We start from the raw sequence: 12,588 nt of genomic DNA, 5'->3' as shown, positions 1-12,588 counted from the left end.
CGGGTTTGTTCGCCATGCTTCGCCGCCGTTTTCTGCTCAGTTCCCTGGTGTCCACCACACTGCTGTCCACCGCATGTTCTGGCAAGGCCCTGCCGCGCAATGTGATCGTGTCCGCTGAAAAGCTCCAGCAGGCCGTGGCCCAGCGCTTTCCCCGGCCTTATCCGGTCGCGGGGCTGCTGCAGCTGCAGCTGCAGGCGCCCCAGCTGCAACTGCTGCCCCAGGTCGACCTGATCAAGGCGCAGTTCATCGCCAATCTTTCGGGTCCCGTGCTCAAACAGGGCTACGACGGCCGCATGGAGGCCGATTTCGGCCTGCGTTACGAGCCCTCCGATCGCACGGTGCGCGCGCAGCGCGTCAAGGTCCACAGCCTCGCGCTCGACGGCCTGCCGCCCGCATTGACCGAGATGCTCAACACCTACGGCAGCTCCATCGCCGAGCAGGCGCTGGGCGACATGGTGCTCTACCAGATGCAGGAAAAGGACACGGCGCTGATGGATTCGCTCGACCTGCAGCCCGGCGTGATGCGGGTCACGACCCAGGGCCTGGAGATCGCGCTGGACCGCAAGACGCCGGCGCGCTGAGGCGCGTACCATGCATCTGGGCCTGGATGTGCAGGCCCGGGAGACTGCCTCTTGCGTGGCGGCAGTCGTTTGTCCATTGCAACTCTGCCCGATGCCCATGACCGATCTGTCTGTCTTTCCCATCACCCGCAAATGGCCGCCGCAGCATCCCGAGCGCCTGCAGCTGTACTCGTTGCCCACGCCCAATGGCGTCAAGGTATCGATCATGCTCGAGGAGACCGGCCTGGCCTATGAAGCGCATACCGTGCGTTTCGACAGCCAGGACCAGCTTTCGCCCGAGTTCCTGTCGCTGAACCCGAACAACAAGATTCCGGCCATCCTCGATCCGAATGGTCCGGACGGCAAGCCGCTGGCGCTGTTCGAGTCGGGCGCCATCCTGGTCTACCTGGCCGAGAAGACCGGGCAGTTCATTCCACGCGATGCAGGCGCGCGCTACGAGACGCTGCAGTGGCTGATGTTCCAGATGGGCGGCGTGGGCCCGATGTTCGGTCAGCTGGGCTTCTTCCACCGCTTCGCGGGCAAGGAATACGAAGACAAGCGTCCACGCGACCGCTATGTCGCCGAGTCGCAGCGCCTGCTGCAGGTGCTGGACCAGCGCCTCGAAGGCCGCGACTGGATCATGGGCGCCGACTACACCATTGCCGACATCGCCATCCTGCCCTGGGTGCGCAATCTGGTGGGCTTCTACGAAGCCGCGGACCTCGTCGGCTGGCAGCGTTTCAGCCAGCTGCATCGTGTGCTCGACCAGTGGCAGCAACGCCCGGCCGTGCAGCGCGGGCTGGAGATTCCTCCTCGCTCGTAACGCCTGGCGGCGTGCTGACAGCGCGACACACCGTCCCATGGGTGGGCCTTCTCTTTGCGGCCTGCGGTCGCATGTAATGGCGTATCTTTCGTTTTGCCTGCCGCCGGCCTCGCCGGTGCGGCCGCAGGCATGCCATTACAAGGAGCCCCGCCATGAACACCGCCATTCAACCCGTCCTTCAGGCCCAGCCGCTGGGGCCCTTGTGGCCCACGCTCGATCCGTTCCTGTTCTGTGCCCACCATGACGACAGCTATCCGGCCGGTAACGGCCGCATGGGCGTGCAGTCGGTCGAATTCGAAGGCCGGCAGATGGGCAGCGACTTCAGCCGCAAGGACGGCTGGAGCATGTACCACGGCGACAGCGTGCCCGGCTTTCCCGGCCACCCGCACCGCGGCTTCGAAACCGTCACGCTGGTGCGCAAGGGCCTGATCGACCATTCCGATTCGCTCGGTGCGGCGGCGCGCTTCGGCCGCGGCGACGTGCAATGGCTCACGGCGGGCCGCGGCGTGGTGCATTCGGAAATGTTTCCGCTGCTCAACACCGACGGCCCCAATCCGCTCGAACTGTTCCAGATCTGGCTGAACCTGCCCGCGGCCTCGAAGATGGTCGCGCCGCACTTCACCATGTTCTGGGACGAGCGCATTCCGCGCCTGGTGCACACCGACGCGGGCGGCAAGCGCACCACGGTGACCGTGGTCGCGGGCGCGCTCGAAGGCGCCGATCCCGCGCTTGCGCCGCCGCCCGAATCCTGGGCCGCGCAGGACGCGTCCGACCTCGCGATCTGGACGCTGCTGCTCGAGCCCGGCGCGTCCTGGACGCTGCCCGCGGCGCGCGGTGAAGGCACGCGCCGCATGCTGTATTTCTTCGCGGGCGAGCAGTTGCAGATCGGCAATGCGCTGGCCGACCAGCATGCGGCGCTCGAACTCGTCGCGGGCCAGGACTGGCAACTGGTCAACAGCGGCAGCACGCCGGTCGAATGCCTGCTGCTGCAAGGAAAGCCGCTGGCCGAGCCGGTCGCGCAGTATGGCCCGTTCGTGATGAACACCCAGCAGGAAATCATGCAGGCGCTGCAGGACTACCGCAACACGCAGTTCGGCGGCTGGCCCTGGCCCGAGCAGGACCCGGTGCACGGCAGTTCGCCGCGCCGGTTCGCGCGCTATCCGGGCCAGACGGACGACGAATCGCCGCCCGCCAGCACCGGCGAATGAGAAGGGCTGTCCCCGCGCGGCTGCGCCACGGCGCGCCGCAATCGGGGACAATGCCAGCGCCGGGCTGGACGCAGCCCTTTGAATGGACACTTTTCAATGAACATCAGCAAAGATACCGCGGTCACCATCCATTACACGATCACTGACCCGCAGGGCAAGCGCCTCGACGACGGCGATGTGGCCTATCTGCATGGCGGCTACGACAACCTGTTCGCCAAGGTCGAGGAAGCACTCGAAGGCAAGGCCGTGGGCGCCACGCTGACCGTGGACCTGGCTGTCGAGGACGCATTCGGCGCGCGCGACGAAAGCCTCAAGCGCAGCATTCCCAAGGCCGAATTCCCGCCAGGCGTCAAGGTCGGCGGCCAGCTGCGCGGCAGCAACGACCAGGGCGAACCGCAGATTTACCACGTGGTGAAGATCAAGGGTCCCGAAGTGCTGCTCGACGGCAACCACCCGCTCGCGGGCATGGCGCTGCGCTTCACCTGCAAGGTCAACGAAGTGCGCCCCGCGACGGCCGAGGAAATCACCCACCGCCATGTGCATGGCGGCCATGGTCACCACCATTGAGGTGATCAGCGGCGTCTCAGCAGCGCCCGCTTGAGCAGCCGCGCGGCGCGGTCGCGGATCTGGAACGGGCTGTGGCCCGGGAAGGGGAAAGTGCGGCTGCGGCTGCAGGCCTGCAGGAAGTCGCTGAGCAGCGCTGAATCGTCGAGCGTGCTGTTGTCGGCGCTGCGAAATTCAGGGTGCCACTGCGTGGCCGCGATATAGCCGCCCGCATTCCGCGGATTGCGGCGTATGGCTTCGGGAATGTGGTCGGGAATGCTCCAGGCCTCGACTTCGAAGTTGGGTGCGATCTGCTTGATGCCCTGATGGTGGATGCTGTTGACGCGCGCGCGTTGCTGGCCCGGATACAGCTGGGCCAGGCGCGAGCCCGAGACCAGCGCGATGTCGTGCGCGTGGCGGTCGTATTGCTTGGCGTCGCGGTGCACCTGCGCGCCCGGCACCTGGGTCAGCAGGTCCTGGTAGAGCGTGCCGCCGAAAGCCACGTTGATCAGTTGCAGGCCGCGGCACACGCCGAAGATGGGCTTGCCCGCCTGGGAAAACGCTTCCACCAGCGCCAGATCGTACAGATCGCGCACCCGGTCGCCCAGCCATTCGGGGCGCAGCGGCTCTTCGCCGTAGCTGCCCGGCCAGACATCGGCGCCGCCATGCATCACCACGCCATCGAGCCAGTCGGCATAGTGCGCCAGCGTCACGTCGCCGCGCGCGGTTTCGCCCGTGGGGCATGGCACCATCACCACCATCGCGCCCGCGGACATGATCCAGTGGGCGATCGATTGCTCGACGTATTGCAGGGTCTTGCCGGTGAACAGGGAGCGTTCCTGGTCGGCGTGCGAGAAGCAGGCCGACAGTCCGATTTTGAGGCGTCGCGAAGCTGGCTGGGACATGGCTTGGAGGCTGGTGCGAGGCAAAAGCGCCGGGTCGCTGCGGATGGCTGGATTATGGCGCTGACATGCGCGCCGTCCAACCTCGACCATTGTGCGCGCAGCCGGTGTCTCGTTACGTGTTCATTCATTACCAGATGTCAGGACAATGACGGCCGGCCTTTTTGGGGCTAGGATGGGTACCGAACCAACCAGGCCAAAGGAGACAGGCATGCAAATCCAGGTGCACACGGACAACCTCGTAGCAGGGGGCGAATCTCTGTCGAAGTGGGTGCAGAGTGAACTCCAGACGCGCTTGACGCGTTTCAAGGAATACATCACGAGGGTCGAAGTTTTCCTGTCCGACACCGATGCGCGCAAGACCCAGGGCGGTCTCAAGCGCTGCGTACTTGAAACCCGGGTCAATGGCCGCCAACCGATCGCGGTGAACGCCGAAGCCGAGAAAATCGCCGACGCCGTCACCGCGGCGACCGAAAAACTGATGCGCGCGGTCGAAACCGACCTGGGCCGTCTCAAGGACAAGAACGGTCGCGAGACGATTCGCACCCAGGAACCGTCGGACGAAGTCTGATCCGCGCCGCGGCCTTCGAGGTCGCGACTTCACCGCAAAAAAGGGCGCCCCGGGCGCCCTTTTTTCATGCGGCGTGAGTTACGCCGGGACGAGCGCGCCGGCGCGGGTCAGCTTGTCGGCCACCAGCAGCTGCTGCATTTCGCCGCGGCCCATGATGCCCAGGCTTTCGGCGACTTCGGCGATCGGGCGGCCGCTGGCAATGGCCGCCTTGGCGATCGCGGCCGATTTCTCGTAGCCGATCAGCGGGTTCAGCGCCGTCACCAGCGTCACCGATTCGGCGATGCGCGCGGCCAGCAGGGGCGCGTTGGCGGTAATGCCTTCGACGCAGTTCACCTGCAGCGTATGGCAGGCGCGCGCCAGGTGCGTGAGGCTCTTGTGCAGCGCCCAGCCCATCAGCGGCTCGAACGCATTGAGCTGCAGCTGGCCGGCTTCAGAGGCCATGGTGATCGCCACGTCGTTGCCTATCACTTCGAAGCAGACCTGGTTCATCACTTCGGGGATCACCGGGTTGACCTTGCCCGGCATGATGGATGAGCCGGCCTGGCGTGCGGGCAGCTGGATGTCGGCAATGCCGGCCTGCGGGCCCGACGACAGCAGGCGCAGATCGTTGCTGATCTTCGACAGCTTGCTCGCGATGCGCTTGAGGATGCCCGAGACATCGACAAAGGCGCCGGTGTCGGCCGTGGCCGCGATCAGGTTCGTGGCCCGGGTCACGGGCACGCCCGACAGCTCGGCGAGCTTGGGAATGACCACGTCCACATAGCCCACGGGCGCGTTGATGCCCGTGCCTATGGCGGTGCCGCCCAGGTTGATCTCGGTCATCAGGTACGCGGATTCGCGCAGGCGCTTCTCGTCGTCGGCAATCATCGCGGCGAAGGCGGCGAATTCCTGGCCCAGCGTCATCGGCACGGCGTCTTGTAGTTGTGTGCGGCCGATCTTGAGCAGGGGGGCGAATTCGTCGGCCTTGGCCTGGAAGGCGCCACGCAGGGCGGCCAGGGCGGCGAGCAGATGCTGGATGCCGAACCAGGTCGCGAGCTTGAGCGCGGTCGGGTAGGCATCGTCGGTGCGCGCATGAATTGCACCTGTTTGGTGCATAACTTCGCGCGCCAGATCCGGCGCGGCTTCAGCCCGCGCGCAGCCGGCCTTCGAGCACAGGGGCCTGCAGCGGCGCGAGCGGCGAGGCGACGCGCGCGCCGAAGCGGTCAGACGCCTCGGGCCCGGCCTGCCAGTCGGCCAGCGCCTGGGCGATTTCTTCCTGCGTGCGGCCGACGAAGTTCCACCACACCAGCACGTCTTCGTTCATGGGCGCGCCGCCGACCAGCAGCAGCCGCGTGCCGGGCGTGCATTGCAACGCGAGCGTGCTGCGGCCCGCGGGCAGGAACAGCAGTTCATCGGGCGCGACGGCCTGGCCGTCGACCGCGACTTCGCCCGTGAGACCGAGCACCGCGTATTCGAAGTCGGCACGCAGCGCGAGCGTGGTCGTGACCGCGGCCGGCGCATCCGGCTTCAGGTGCAGATCGAGCGCGACCAGCGGGCTGTGCACCTGCACGGGCGAGACCTGGCCCAGCGCTTCGCCCGCGAGCACGCAGATCTCCAGGCCGTCCTGCGTGCAGCGCGGCACGTCGGGATAGTGCTGAAAGCGCGGCGCCATGGTGCGTTCGTCCCCGGGCAGCGCGATCCACAGCTGGGCCGCATGCATGCGCGGGCTGCCCAGGCTTTCCTCGGAGTGGGCGATGCCCCGGCCCGAGGTCATCAGATTGATCTGGCCCGGGCGTATCACTTGCTCCGACCCGAGGCTGTCGCGGTGCAGCACTTCGCCTTCGATCATCCAGGTGAAAGTCTGCAGGCCGATGTGCGGGTGCGGGCCGACCTGCATGCTCTTGTCGCCATGCTGTACCGACGGGCCCAGGTGATCGAGAAAGCACCAGGCGCCGACCTTGCGCAGCGCGCGCTGGGGCACGGCGCGGTGCACGGGAATGCCGCCGACATCGGCCAGGCGGGTCGTCAGAAGTTCGGGAGAAGCGACGTGGGACATGGCGTTTTCTTTCAGGTGGCGGCGTTTTCGGTCAGCTGCGTGGCAATGTGCACTTCTCCGGTCAGCAGCTTGTGCACGGGGCAGGCTTGCGCAATCTGCAGCAGGCGGTCGCGCTGGCTGTCGTCGAGCGGACCTTCCAGCGTGATGCGGCGTTCGATGGCGTTGCCGCTCGCGGGCTTGCCGCCGGCGTTCAGCTGCAGCGCGACATGCACCGCCTGCAGCGGCCATTGCTTGCGCTGGGCATACATCTGCAGCGTGACCGTGGTGCAGGCGCCCAGCGCCGACAGCAGCAGCTGCATCGGGCTCGGGGCGGTGTCGCCGCCGCCGAGCGCAGGAGGTTCATCGGCATGCCAGCTGTGACCCGCGGAGTCGGTCAGCGTGACGCGGTAGGGCAAGGTGGTGCTGGCGGCAAATGCGCTGTCGGCCATGGAGAAGCTTTCTTTTCAAGCAAGGCGCGGCCCTGCGAACGGTGCGTGCCTCGAGCATAGCCGCTGCGAGAGATGTCGAAGAAGCATATGGCTGACAAGCCGAGTCATGCAAAGGCATTAAATTGGTGGCTGCATCCATTCCTGGGTCCGTGCCTGCCAACGGCGCTATCGGGCCCAGCGCTCTTCACCTCTTTCAGGAGATTCACATGACCAATCCCACCACTGCACCTGGCGTCGCCTTGCCCGAGCATTTCCAGGCCCGTATCGTTGGTCTTGTTCAACATCGTGTCGGTGACGGTGCACTTGAAGAAATTCCCGTGGGCCAGATGGTCCAGGTAGACACCGCGCTGGCGAGCCTGGTGGTGTCGTGGGAGTCGGAAGGCCAGCCCGTGACGGTCACGCTGGCCAAGGATGAATTCGAGCTTTATATGTCCCAGGGTGCGATCGAGCTTCAGGGTGTGTCCCCGGCGGCCGTCGTTGCCGCAGTCAATGCCGAGGCCGAAGCTTGAGGTTATAGCCATGCCTGCAATCGATAAAAAGCCCCGCAAGGGGCTTTTTTGTTGCCTGCGGGGACCGCGTGGGTGCCGGTCGGGGGACAGGCGCAGGGGCCGTTCTCCGACATACCACGCACCATCCTGTGACTAGAGTGGAAGCTTCACCCGTTCACCAGGAGATGCACATGGCCGACACCACCCATCCACGCGAAACCCTTTGGAAACTGGTCAAGGGGATTCGCTTTGCGATGATCACCCACCGCCACGAGGACGGCAGCCTGAAGGCCTGTCCCATGACCATGGCCAACAAGGAAGGCATGGACGAGCATGTGAACTTCTACTTCCTGCTGGACAAGAAGAACGATCTCGCGCATTGCGTGACGCACGACGCCAATATCCAGATCAGTTTCGCCGATCCCGACGAGGACAGCTACGTGTCGGTCAGCAGCACGGCCCGTCTGAGCGAAGACCGCGTGCTCAAGGAAAAGCTCTGGTCCACGGCCGCCAAGGCCTGGTTCCCCGGCGGCATCGACGACCCCGATCTGGTGGTGCTGGTCGCGCCCGTGACGTCGGCCGAATACTGGGACGTGAAGGAAAACAAGCTGGTGCAGCTCTACAAGATCGCCAAGGCCGCGATCACGGGCGAAGAGCCCAAGGGCATGGGCGAACACGGCACCATACGCCTGTAAGTCTGCATGGGGGCGCTGTGCCGATGGCGGTCTCGCTGTCGGTCGCGCCTGGTCAGCCGCAGGCAAGGATTCCGCGTCTGAGAAGATAGTTTTTCTATCAAATGATCGTAGCAACCAGCGGTTTATTTATGCATACACCCATGCCTACACTGGGGCATGAACCGCATTTTCACCGCTGACGACAACTTTTCCTCTGATTTGCAGGCGTGCGCATGACGGTGCCCGCTGCAGCGTTGCCCAACACCAGCGCGCAGGCGCGGCCGGCAACATCGGCGCCTGCAGGGGCCTGCGATGCGCACATGCACATCCTCGACCCGCGCTTTGCGCCCATCGCCGCGGTGCTGCCGGGGGCGACGGTCGCTGAATATCGTCAAATACAAGCCTTGAACGGCACCACGCGCACTGTCGTTGTCCAGCCCCGGCTGTTCGGCACCGACAACCGCGTGACGCTGGACGCGATCCAGCAACTGGGCAGCGACCGCACGCGTGGCGTTGCCGTGGTCAACCCCGTCATCACCGATGCTGAGCTGCAGGCGCTGCACGCCGGCGGCATACGCGGCATACGCTTTTCGCTGCACACCGCAGTGCATGCGGCCGTGGGCTTCGAGATGGTGGAGCCGCTGGCGCAGCGCGTGCACGCCTGGGGCTGGCATCTGCAGCTGCACTGGAGCGCCGATCAACTGCTGGCCCACCAGTCGATGCTGCAGCGGCTGCCCACGCCGCTGGTCTTCGACCACCTCGGACGCCTGCCTTTGCCCATGGGCACGGCGCATCCAGCGTTCGCGCTGATTCGCGGCCTGCTCGACCAAGGGCGGGCGTGGGTCAAGCTGTCCGGCGCCTATCTCGACACACGCCAACCCCATGGCCAGGGCTACGCCGATACCGATGCCGTGGCGCGCGCCTGGGTGCGTGCCGCGCCCGAGCGCCTGGTGTGGGGCAGCGACTGGCCGCACACCACCGAGACCGAACGCAAGCCCGATGACGCCGAACTGTTCGATCTGCTGGCGCGCTGGAGCGGCGACGAAAAAGTGCGCCAGCGCGTGCTGGTCGACAACCCGGCGGCGCTGTACGGCTTCGACAGCGCCTGACCGGCCCGGATACCCATACCTAAAAAAAGGAGACATCACCATGTTCAACCCATCCCCAATTCTGCGCGGCCGCCGCGTTCTCGTCCTGGCCGCTGCATTGCTGCCGCTGGCCAGCTGGGCCGCCTGGCCCGACCGGCCGATCCGCATGGTCGTGCCGTACTCCGCGGGCGGCGGCGCCGACAACACGGCGCGCATCGTGGCCCAGCGCATGGGCGAGATCCTGGGCCAGTCGGTGGTCATCGAGAACAAGCCCGGCGCGGGCGGCGTCATCGGCGCGGACAGCGTGGCCAAGGCCTTGCCCGACGGCTATACGGTTCTGTACGACGCCTCGGCCTTCGGCGTGAACGGCGCGTTGCGCAAGCTGCCCTACGACCCGATGAAGGATTTCATTCCGGTGTCGCTTGTGGCGACGGCGCCGCAGATCCTGGTGGTCGGCAGCAGCAAGCCGTACAAGACCGTGGCCGAGCTGGTCGCCGCGGCGAAGCAGTCGCCGGGCAAGCTGACCTATGCCTCGGCCGGCGCCGGCACCGGCTCGCACCTGGCCGCGGAAATGCTCAACGACCAGGCCAAGATGGAAACGCTGCACGTGCCCTACAAGGGCGGCGCTCCCGCCCTGACCGATGTGATGGCCGGCCAGGTCGACATGTACTTCGGCAATGCCGCGTCGACGCTGCAGTACCTCAACGGCGGCAAGCTGCGCGCGCTGGCCGTCAGCTCGCGCAAGCGGGTCCAGGGCCTGGACAACGTGCCCACGCTGCGCGAGAGCGGCATGCCGGATTTCGAGGTGCTCGAATGGAACGGCGTCTTCCTGCCGAAGAACACCCCCAAGGACATCGTCGAACTGCTGGGCAAGGCCACGCGTGAAGCCGTCGCCGACGCCGGCGTGCGCGAGCGATTGATGCGTGCCGGCCTCGAGCCCGTGGGCAACAGCGCGCAGGAGTTCTCGGCTTTCATCAAGGCGGAGAGCACGCGCTGGCAAGCCGTGGTCAAGGCGCGCAATATCAAGCTCGACTGATACCGCCGGCCTTATTCGACGCGTGCGCCCGAAACGCGCACCACATTGCCCGCGTTGATCCAGTCTTTCGCCAGCAGCTGCTTGAAGCCCGCGGGCGTGTCGGTCGCGGCTTCGGCGCCGAGCTTGCGCACGCGTTCCTGCACCACCGGGTCGGCCATCACCTTGTTGACCGCGGCGTTGATCTTGCGCACTTCGGCGGCCGGCGTGCCGGCCGGAGCGAGCAGGCCGTACCAGGTGTCGAACTGGAAGCCCGCGAAGCCCGATTCCGCAACGGTGGGCAGGTCGGGCAGGAACGGCGAGCGCTTGGGGCCGGTATAGGCCAGCAACTGCACGCGCGGGTCGTCCTTGAAGGCAATCAGGCCCGTGGTCGCGGCCGTCACGCCCTGCACGCGGCCGGCGAGCAGCTCGCGCACGGCGTCGCCGGTCGACTTGTAGGGAATGTGTTGCTGCTCGACGCCGGCCTGGGCCAGGAACGAGGCCATGCCCAGGTGCGAGGCGCTGCCGTTGCCGGCCGACGCGTAGTTCCAGGGCGTGGGGCTGGCCTTGGCGGCGGCAACCCATTGCGCCAGCGTGCGCTCCTTGCCCGCGGGCGCGGCGATCACATAGCCCGACGACGCAACCAGGGCCACGGGCTCGAAGTCATTGACCGGGTGGAAGCCCAGCTTGGGGTACATGTAGCCCGTGAAATGGTGGCTTGCGGCCGCCATCACCAGCGTGTTGCCATCGGGCCTGGACCGGGCCACGCCCTGCGTGCCCAGCGTGCCGCCCGCGCCGGGCTTGTTCTCGATGACGATGGTCGCCTGCAGCGCCTGGCCCAGCTCGTTGCTGAACGCGCGCAGCACCGTGTCCTGCACCGCGCCCGCGCCGAACGGCACGACGATATGGATGGTGCGGTCGGCCGCATGGGCCAGACCCGCCAGGCTGACGCCCCAGGCAAGGGCGGTGGAAGCGAGAACGCGGCGGCGGGTCAGGGAAGGCAGGTGCATGGCGTGAGACGGTAGGCGGGTAGCGGACGGCAAAGCCGTTGGACCAGCCAGTCTAGGGATGCGCACTTATGCCGCCAACGCATTCTTTCGCATGAGCAAATGCGGAAAACATTCTTGCCCGCCCCATGAAAAAAGCGCCAGCCCCTTGCAGGACTGGCGCTTTGCCACTGATTTGCGCTCGTCAGCGCAGACCGGTCTGATTACTTGGCAGCGACTACGCGCACCATCTCGAGGCACTTGTTCGAGTAGCCCCATTCGTTGTCGTACCAGCTCACGACCTTGACGAAAGTCGAGTCCAGCGCGATGCCGGCTTCGGCGTCGAACACCGAAGTGCAGGATTCACCGCGGAAGTCGGTGGCAACCACCTTGTCTTCGGTGTAACCCAGCACGCCCTTGAGCGCGCCTTCGGACTGGGCCTTCATTTCGGCGCAGATTTCAGCGTAGGTGGCTTCGCTGTTCAGTTCCACGGTCAGATCGACCACCGACACGTCGGAAGTCGGCACGCGGAAGGACATGCCCGTGAGCTTCTTGTTCAACTCGGGAATCACCACGCCCACGGCCTTGGCGGCGCCAGTGCTCGAAGGAATGATGTTTTCCAGAATGCCGCGGCCGCCGCGCCAGTCTTTGTTCGACGGGCCGTCGACGGTCTTTTGCGTTGCCGTGGCAGCGTGCACGGTGGTCATCAGGCCGCGCTTGATGCCCCACTTGTCGTTCAGCACCTTGGCCACGGGGGCCAGGCAGTTGGTGGTGCACGAAGCGTTGGAGATGATGGCTTCGCCGGCGTAGGTCTTGCAGTTCACGCCGAACACGAACATCGGGGTGTCGTCCTTGGAAGGAGCCGACAGGATGACCTTCTTCGCGCCTGCGTCGAGGTGCTTCTGTGCGGTTTCCTTGGTCAGGAACAGGCCCGTGGCTTCGATCACGATGTCGGCGCCGACTTCGTTCCACTTCAGGGCGGCAGGATCACGCTCCTGCGTCAGGCGGATGGCCTTGCCATTGACCACCAGCGTGTTGCCTTCGACGGCCACGGTGCCCTGGAAGCGGCCATGCACGCTGTCGTACTTGAGCATGTAAGCCAGGTAATCGGGTTCGAGCAGGTCGTTGATGGCGACGATTTCAATGTCGCTGCCAAAGTTCTGCACGGCTGCGCGGAACACCATGCGGCCGATGCGGCCGAACCCGTTGATACCTACTTTGATGGTCATATTTGCCTCTTGAAGTGAAATGACGAAAACCTGTTCCTGGA

At 65.8% G+C, this 12,588-nt stretch carries 14 protein-coding genes and 1 pseudogene; 9 read left to right on the top strand and 6 right to left on the bottom strand.

The genetic code is table 11. The annotated features are described in order from the left end of the window. Positions 1–14: 14 nt before the first annotated feature. From KHY18_RS07645 to KHY18_RS07630, 4 genes are all read left to right on the top strand, one after another. Complete coding sequence (locus KHY18_RS07645; protein WP_249728977.1) at positions 15–581, top strand: DUF1439 domain-containing protein; 567 nt, start codon at positions 15–17, stop codon at positions 579–581. A 97-nt stretch (positions 582–678) separates the two neighbouring features. Next, positions 679–1,383 (top strand): glutathione S-transferase N-terminal domain-containing protein, encoded by a 705-nt coding sequence (locus KHY18_RS07640; protein ID WP_213297290.1) that lies wholly within the window; start codon positions 679–681, stop codon positions 1,381–1,383. A gap of 152 nt (positions 1,384–1,535) precedes the next feature. Continuing rightward, entirely contained in the window at positions 1,536–2,591 is a 1,056-nt protein-coding gene (locus KHY18_RS07635; protein ID WP_213297288.1) for a pirin family protein, read from the top strand. A 96-nt stretch (positions 2,592–2,687) separates the two neighbouring features. After that, a complete protein-coding gene (locus KHY18_RS07630; RefSeq protein WP_213297279.1) occupies positions 2,688–3,158 on the top strand; it encodes an FKBP-type peptidyl-prolyl cis-trans isomerase in 471 nt (156 codons plus the stop codon). 5 nt (positions 3,159–3,163) lie between these two features. Here the strand turns inward: KHY18_RS07630 and KHY18_RS07625 are convergent, their stop codons facing one another. Then, the gene (locus KHY18_RS07625; RefSeq protein WP_213297276.1) at positions 3,164–4,039 is read right to left on the bottom strand and encodes a gamma-glutamyl-gamma-aminobutyrate hydrolase family protein; all 876 of its coding nucleotides are present in this window, start codon (positions 4,037–4,039) and stop codon (positions 3,164–3,166) included. Between the two features lie 208 nt (positions 4,040–4,247). On the opposite strand from KHY18_RS07625, the gene KHY18_RS07620 reads away from it, so the two are divergent. Beyond that, positions 4,248–4,607 (top strand): HPF/RaiA family ribosome-associated protein, encoded by a 360-nt coding sequence (locus tag KHY18_RS07620; protein WP_213297273.1) that lies wholly within the window; start codon positions 4,248–4,250, stop codon positions 4,605–4,607. Between the two features lie 78 nt (positions 4,608–4,685). Here KHY18_RS07620 and KHY18_RS07615 read toward each other — a convergent pair. The 3 genes and pseudogenes from KHY18_RS07615 to KHY18_RS07605 all read right to left on the bottom strand — a co-directional run. Next, positions 4,686–5,672: pseudogene (locus tag KHY18_RS07615) on the bottom strand (lyase family protein); the annotation flags it as partial. 58 nt (positions 5,673–5,730) lie between these two features. Continuing rightward, positions 5,731–6,642, bottom strand: coding sequence for a pirin family protein (locus KHY18_RS07610; RefSeq protein WP_213297267.1), 912 nt, complete (start codon positions 6,640–6,642; stop codon positions 5,731–5,733). 11 nt (positions 6,643–6,653) lie between these two features. Beyond that, complete coding sequence (locus KHY18_RS07605; RefSeq protein ID WP_213297264.1) at positions 6,654–7,070, bottom strand: OsmC family protein; 417 nt, start codon at positions 7,068–7,070, stop codon at positions 6,654–6,656. A gap of 206 nt (positions 7,071–7,276) precedes the next feature. Between KHY18_RS07605 and KHY18_RS07600 the strand changes: the two genes are divergently transcribed. The 4 genes from KHY18_RS07600 to KHY18_RS07585 all read left to right on the top strand — a co-directional run bounded on the left by KHY18_RS07600 (position 7,277) and on the right by KHY18_RS07585 (position 10,356). Beyond that, the gene (locus KHY18_RS07600) at positions 7,277–7,579 is read left to right on the top strand and encodes a hypothetical protein (protein WP_213297262.1); all 303 of its coding nucleotides are present in this window, start codon (positions 7,277–7,279) and stop codon (positions 7,577–7,579) included. A 170-nt stretch (positions 7,580–7,749) separates the two neighbouring features. Further along, positions 7,750–8,253 carry a pyridoxamine 5'-phosphate oxidase family protein gene (locus tag KHY18_RS07595; RefSeq protein ID WP_213297260.1) on the top strand — a complete coding sequence of 168 codons (504 nt, stop codon included), beginning with the start codon at positions 7,750–7,752 and terminating at the stop codon, positions 8,251–8,253. A gap of 212 nt (positions 8,254–8,465) precedes the next feature. After that, on the top strand, positions 8,466–9,341 hold the full coding sequence (locus tag KHY18_RS07590) for an amidohydrolase family protein (RefSeq protein WP_213297257.1): 876 nt from the start codon (positions 8,466–8,468) through the stop codon (positions 9,339–9,341). A gap of 40 nt (positions 9,342–9,381) precedes the next feature. Next, the gene (locus KHY18_RS07585) at positions 9,382–10,356 is read left to right on the top strand and encodes a tripartite tricarboxylate transporter substrate binding protein (protein WP_213297254.1); all 975 of its coding nucleotides are present in this window, start codon (positions 9,382–9,384) and stop codon (positions 10,354–10,356) included. Between the two features lie 11 nt (positions 10,357–10,367). Here KHY18_RS07585 and KHY18_RS07580 read toward each other — a convergent pair whose 3' ends face one another. Together KHY18_RS07580 and gap are read right to left on the bottom strand one after the other, a co-directional pair. Then, positions 10,368–11,342 carry a Bug family tripartite tricarboxylate transporter substrate binding protein gene (locus KHY18_RS07580; protein WP_213297252.1) on the bottom strand — a complete coding sequence of 325 codons (975 nt, stop codon included), beginning with the start codon at positions 11,340–11,342 and terminating at the stop codon, positions 10,368–10,370. A 200-nt stretch (positions 11,343–11,542) separates the two neighbouring features. Continuing rightward, positions 11,543–12,547: a type I glyceraldehyde-3-phosphate dehydrogenase gene (gene gap / locus KHY18_RS07575; RefSeq protein ID WP_213297250.1), complete on the bottom strand. Its 1,005-nt coding sequence runs from the start codon at positions 12,545–12,547 to the stop codon at positions 11,543–11,545. Positions 12,548–12,588: the final 41 nt, after the last annotated feature.

The organism is Acidovorax sp. CCYZU-2555, from assembly GCF_018413525.1.
In the GTDB taxonomy this organism is placed as follows: Bacteria; Pseudomonadota; Gammaproteobacteria; order Burkholderiales; family Burkholderiaceae_C; genus Comamonas.
This window is presented reverse-complemented; position numbering and strand designations above follow the sequence as displayed.

Bases quoted from the DNA above. Each gene is read 5' to 3' on its own strand.
- KHY18_RS07630 (WP_213297279.1), top strand. From the start codon at position 2,688: ATGAACATCAGCAAAGATACCGCGGTCACCATCCATTACACGATCACT.
- KHY18_RS07585 (WP_213297254.1), top strand. From the start codon at position 9,382: ATGTTCAACCCATCCCCAATTCTGCGCGGCCGCCGCGTTCTCGTCCTG.
- KHY18_RS07610 (WP_213297267.1), bottom strand. From the start codon at position 6,642: ATGTCCCACGTCGCTTCTCCCGAACTTCTGACGACCCGCCTGGCCGAT.
- KHY18_RS07640 (WP_213297290.1), top strand. From the start codon at position 679: ATGACCGATCTGTCTGTCTTTCCCATCACCCGCAAATGGCCGCCGCAG.
- KHY18_RS07620 (WP_213297273.1), top strand. From the start codon at position 4,248: ATGCAAATCCAGGTGCACACGGACAACCTCGTAGCAGGGGGCGAATCT.
- KHY18_RS07635 (WP_213297288.1), top strand. From the start codon at position 1,536: ATGAACACCGCCATTCAACCCGTCCTTCAGGCCCAGCCGCTGGGGCCC.
- gap (WP_213297250.1), bottom strand. From the start codon at position 12,547: ATGACCATCAAAGTAGGTATCAACGGGTTCGGCCGCATCGGCCGCATG.
- KHY18_RS07605 (WP_213297264.1), bottom strand. From the start codon at position 7,070: ATGGCCGACAGCGCATTTGCCGCCAGCACCACCTTGCCCTACCGCGTC.
- KHY18_RS07595 (WP_213297260.1), top strand. From the start codon at position 7,750: ATGGCCGACACCACCCATCCACGCGAAACCCTTTGGAAACTGGTCAAG.
- KHY18_RS07600 (WP_213297262.1), top strand. From the start codon at position 7,277: ATGACCAATCCCACCACTGCACCTGGCGTCGCCTTGCCCGAGCATTTC.
- KHY18_RS07625 (WP_213297276.1), bottom strand. From the start codon at position 4,039: ATGTCCCAGCCAGCTTCGCGACGCCTCAAAATCGGACTGTCGGCCTGC.
- KHY18_RS07580 (WP_213297252.1), bottom strand. From the start codon at position 11,342: ATGCACCTGCCTTCCCTGACCCGCCGCCGCGTTCTCGCTTCCACCGCC.
- KHY18_RS07645 (WP_249728977.1), top strand. From the start codon at position 15: ATGCTTCGCCGCCGTTTTCTGCTCAGTTCCCTGGTGTCCACCACACTG.
- KHY18_RS07590 (WP_213297257.1), top strand. From the start codon at position 8,466: ATGACGGTGCCCGCTGCAGCGTTGCCCAACACCAGCGCGCAGGCGCGG.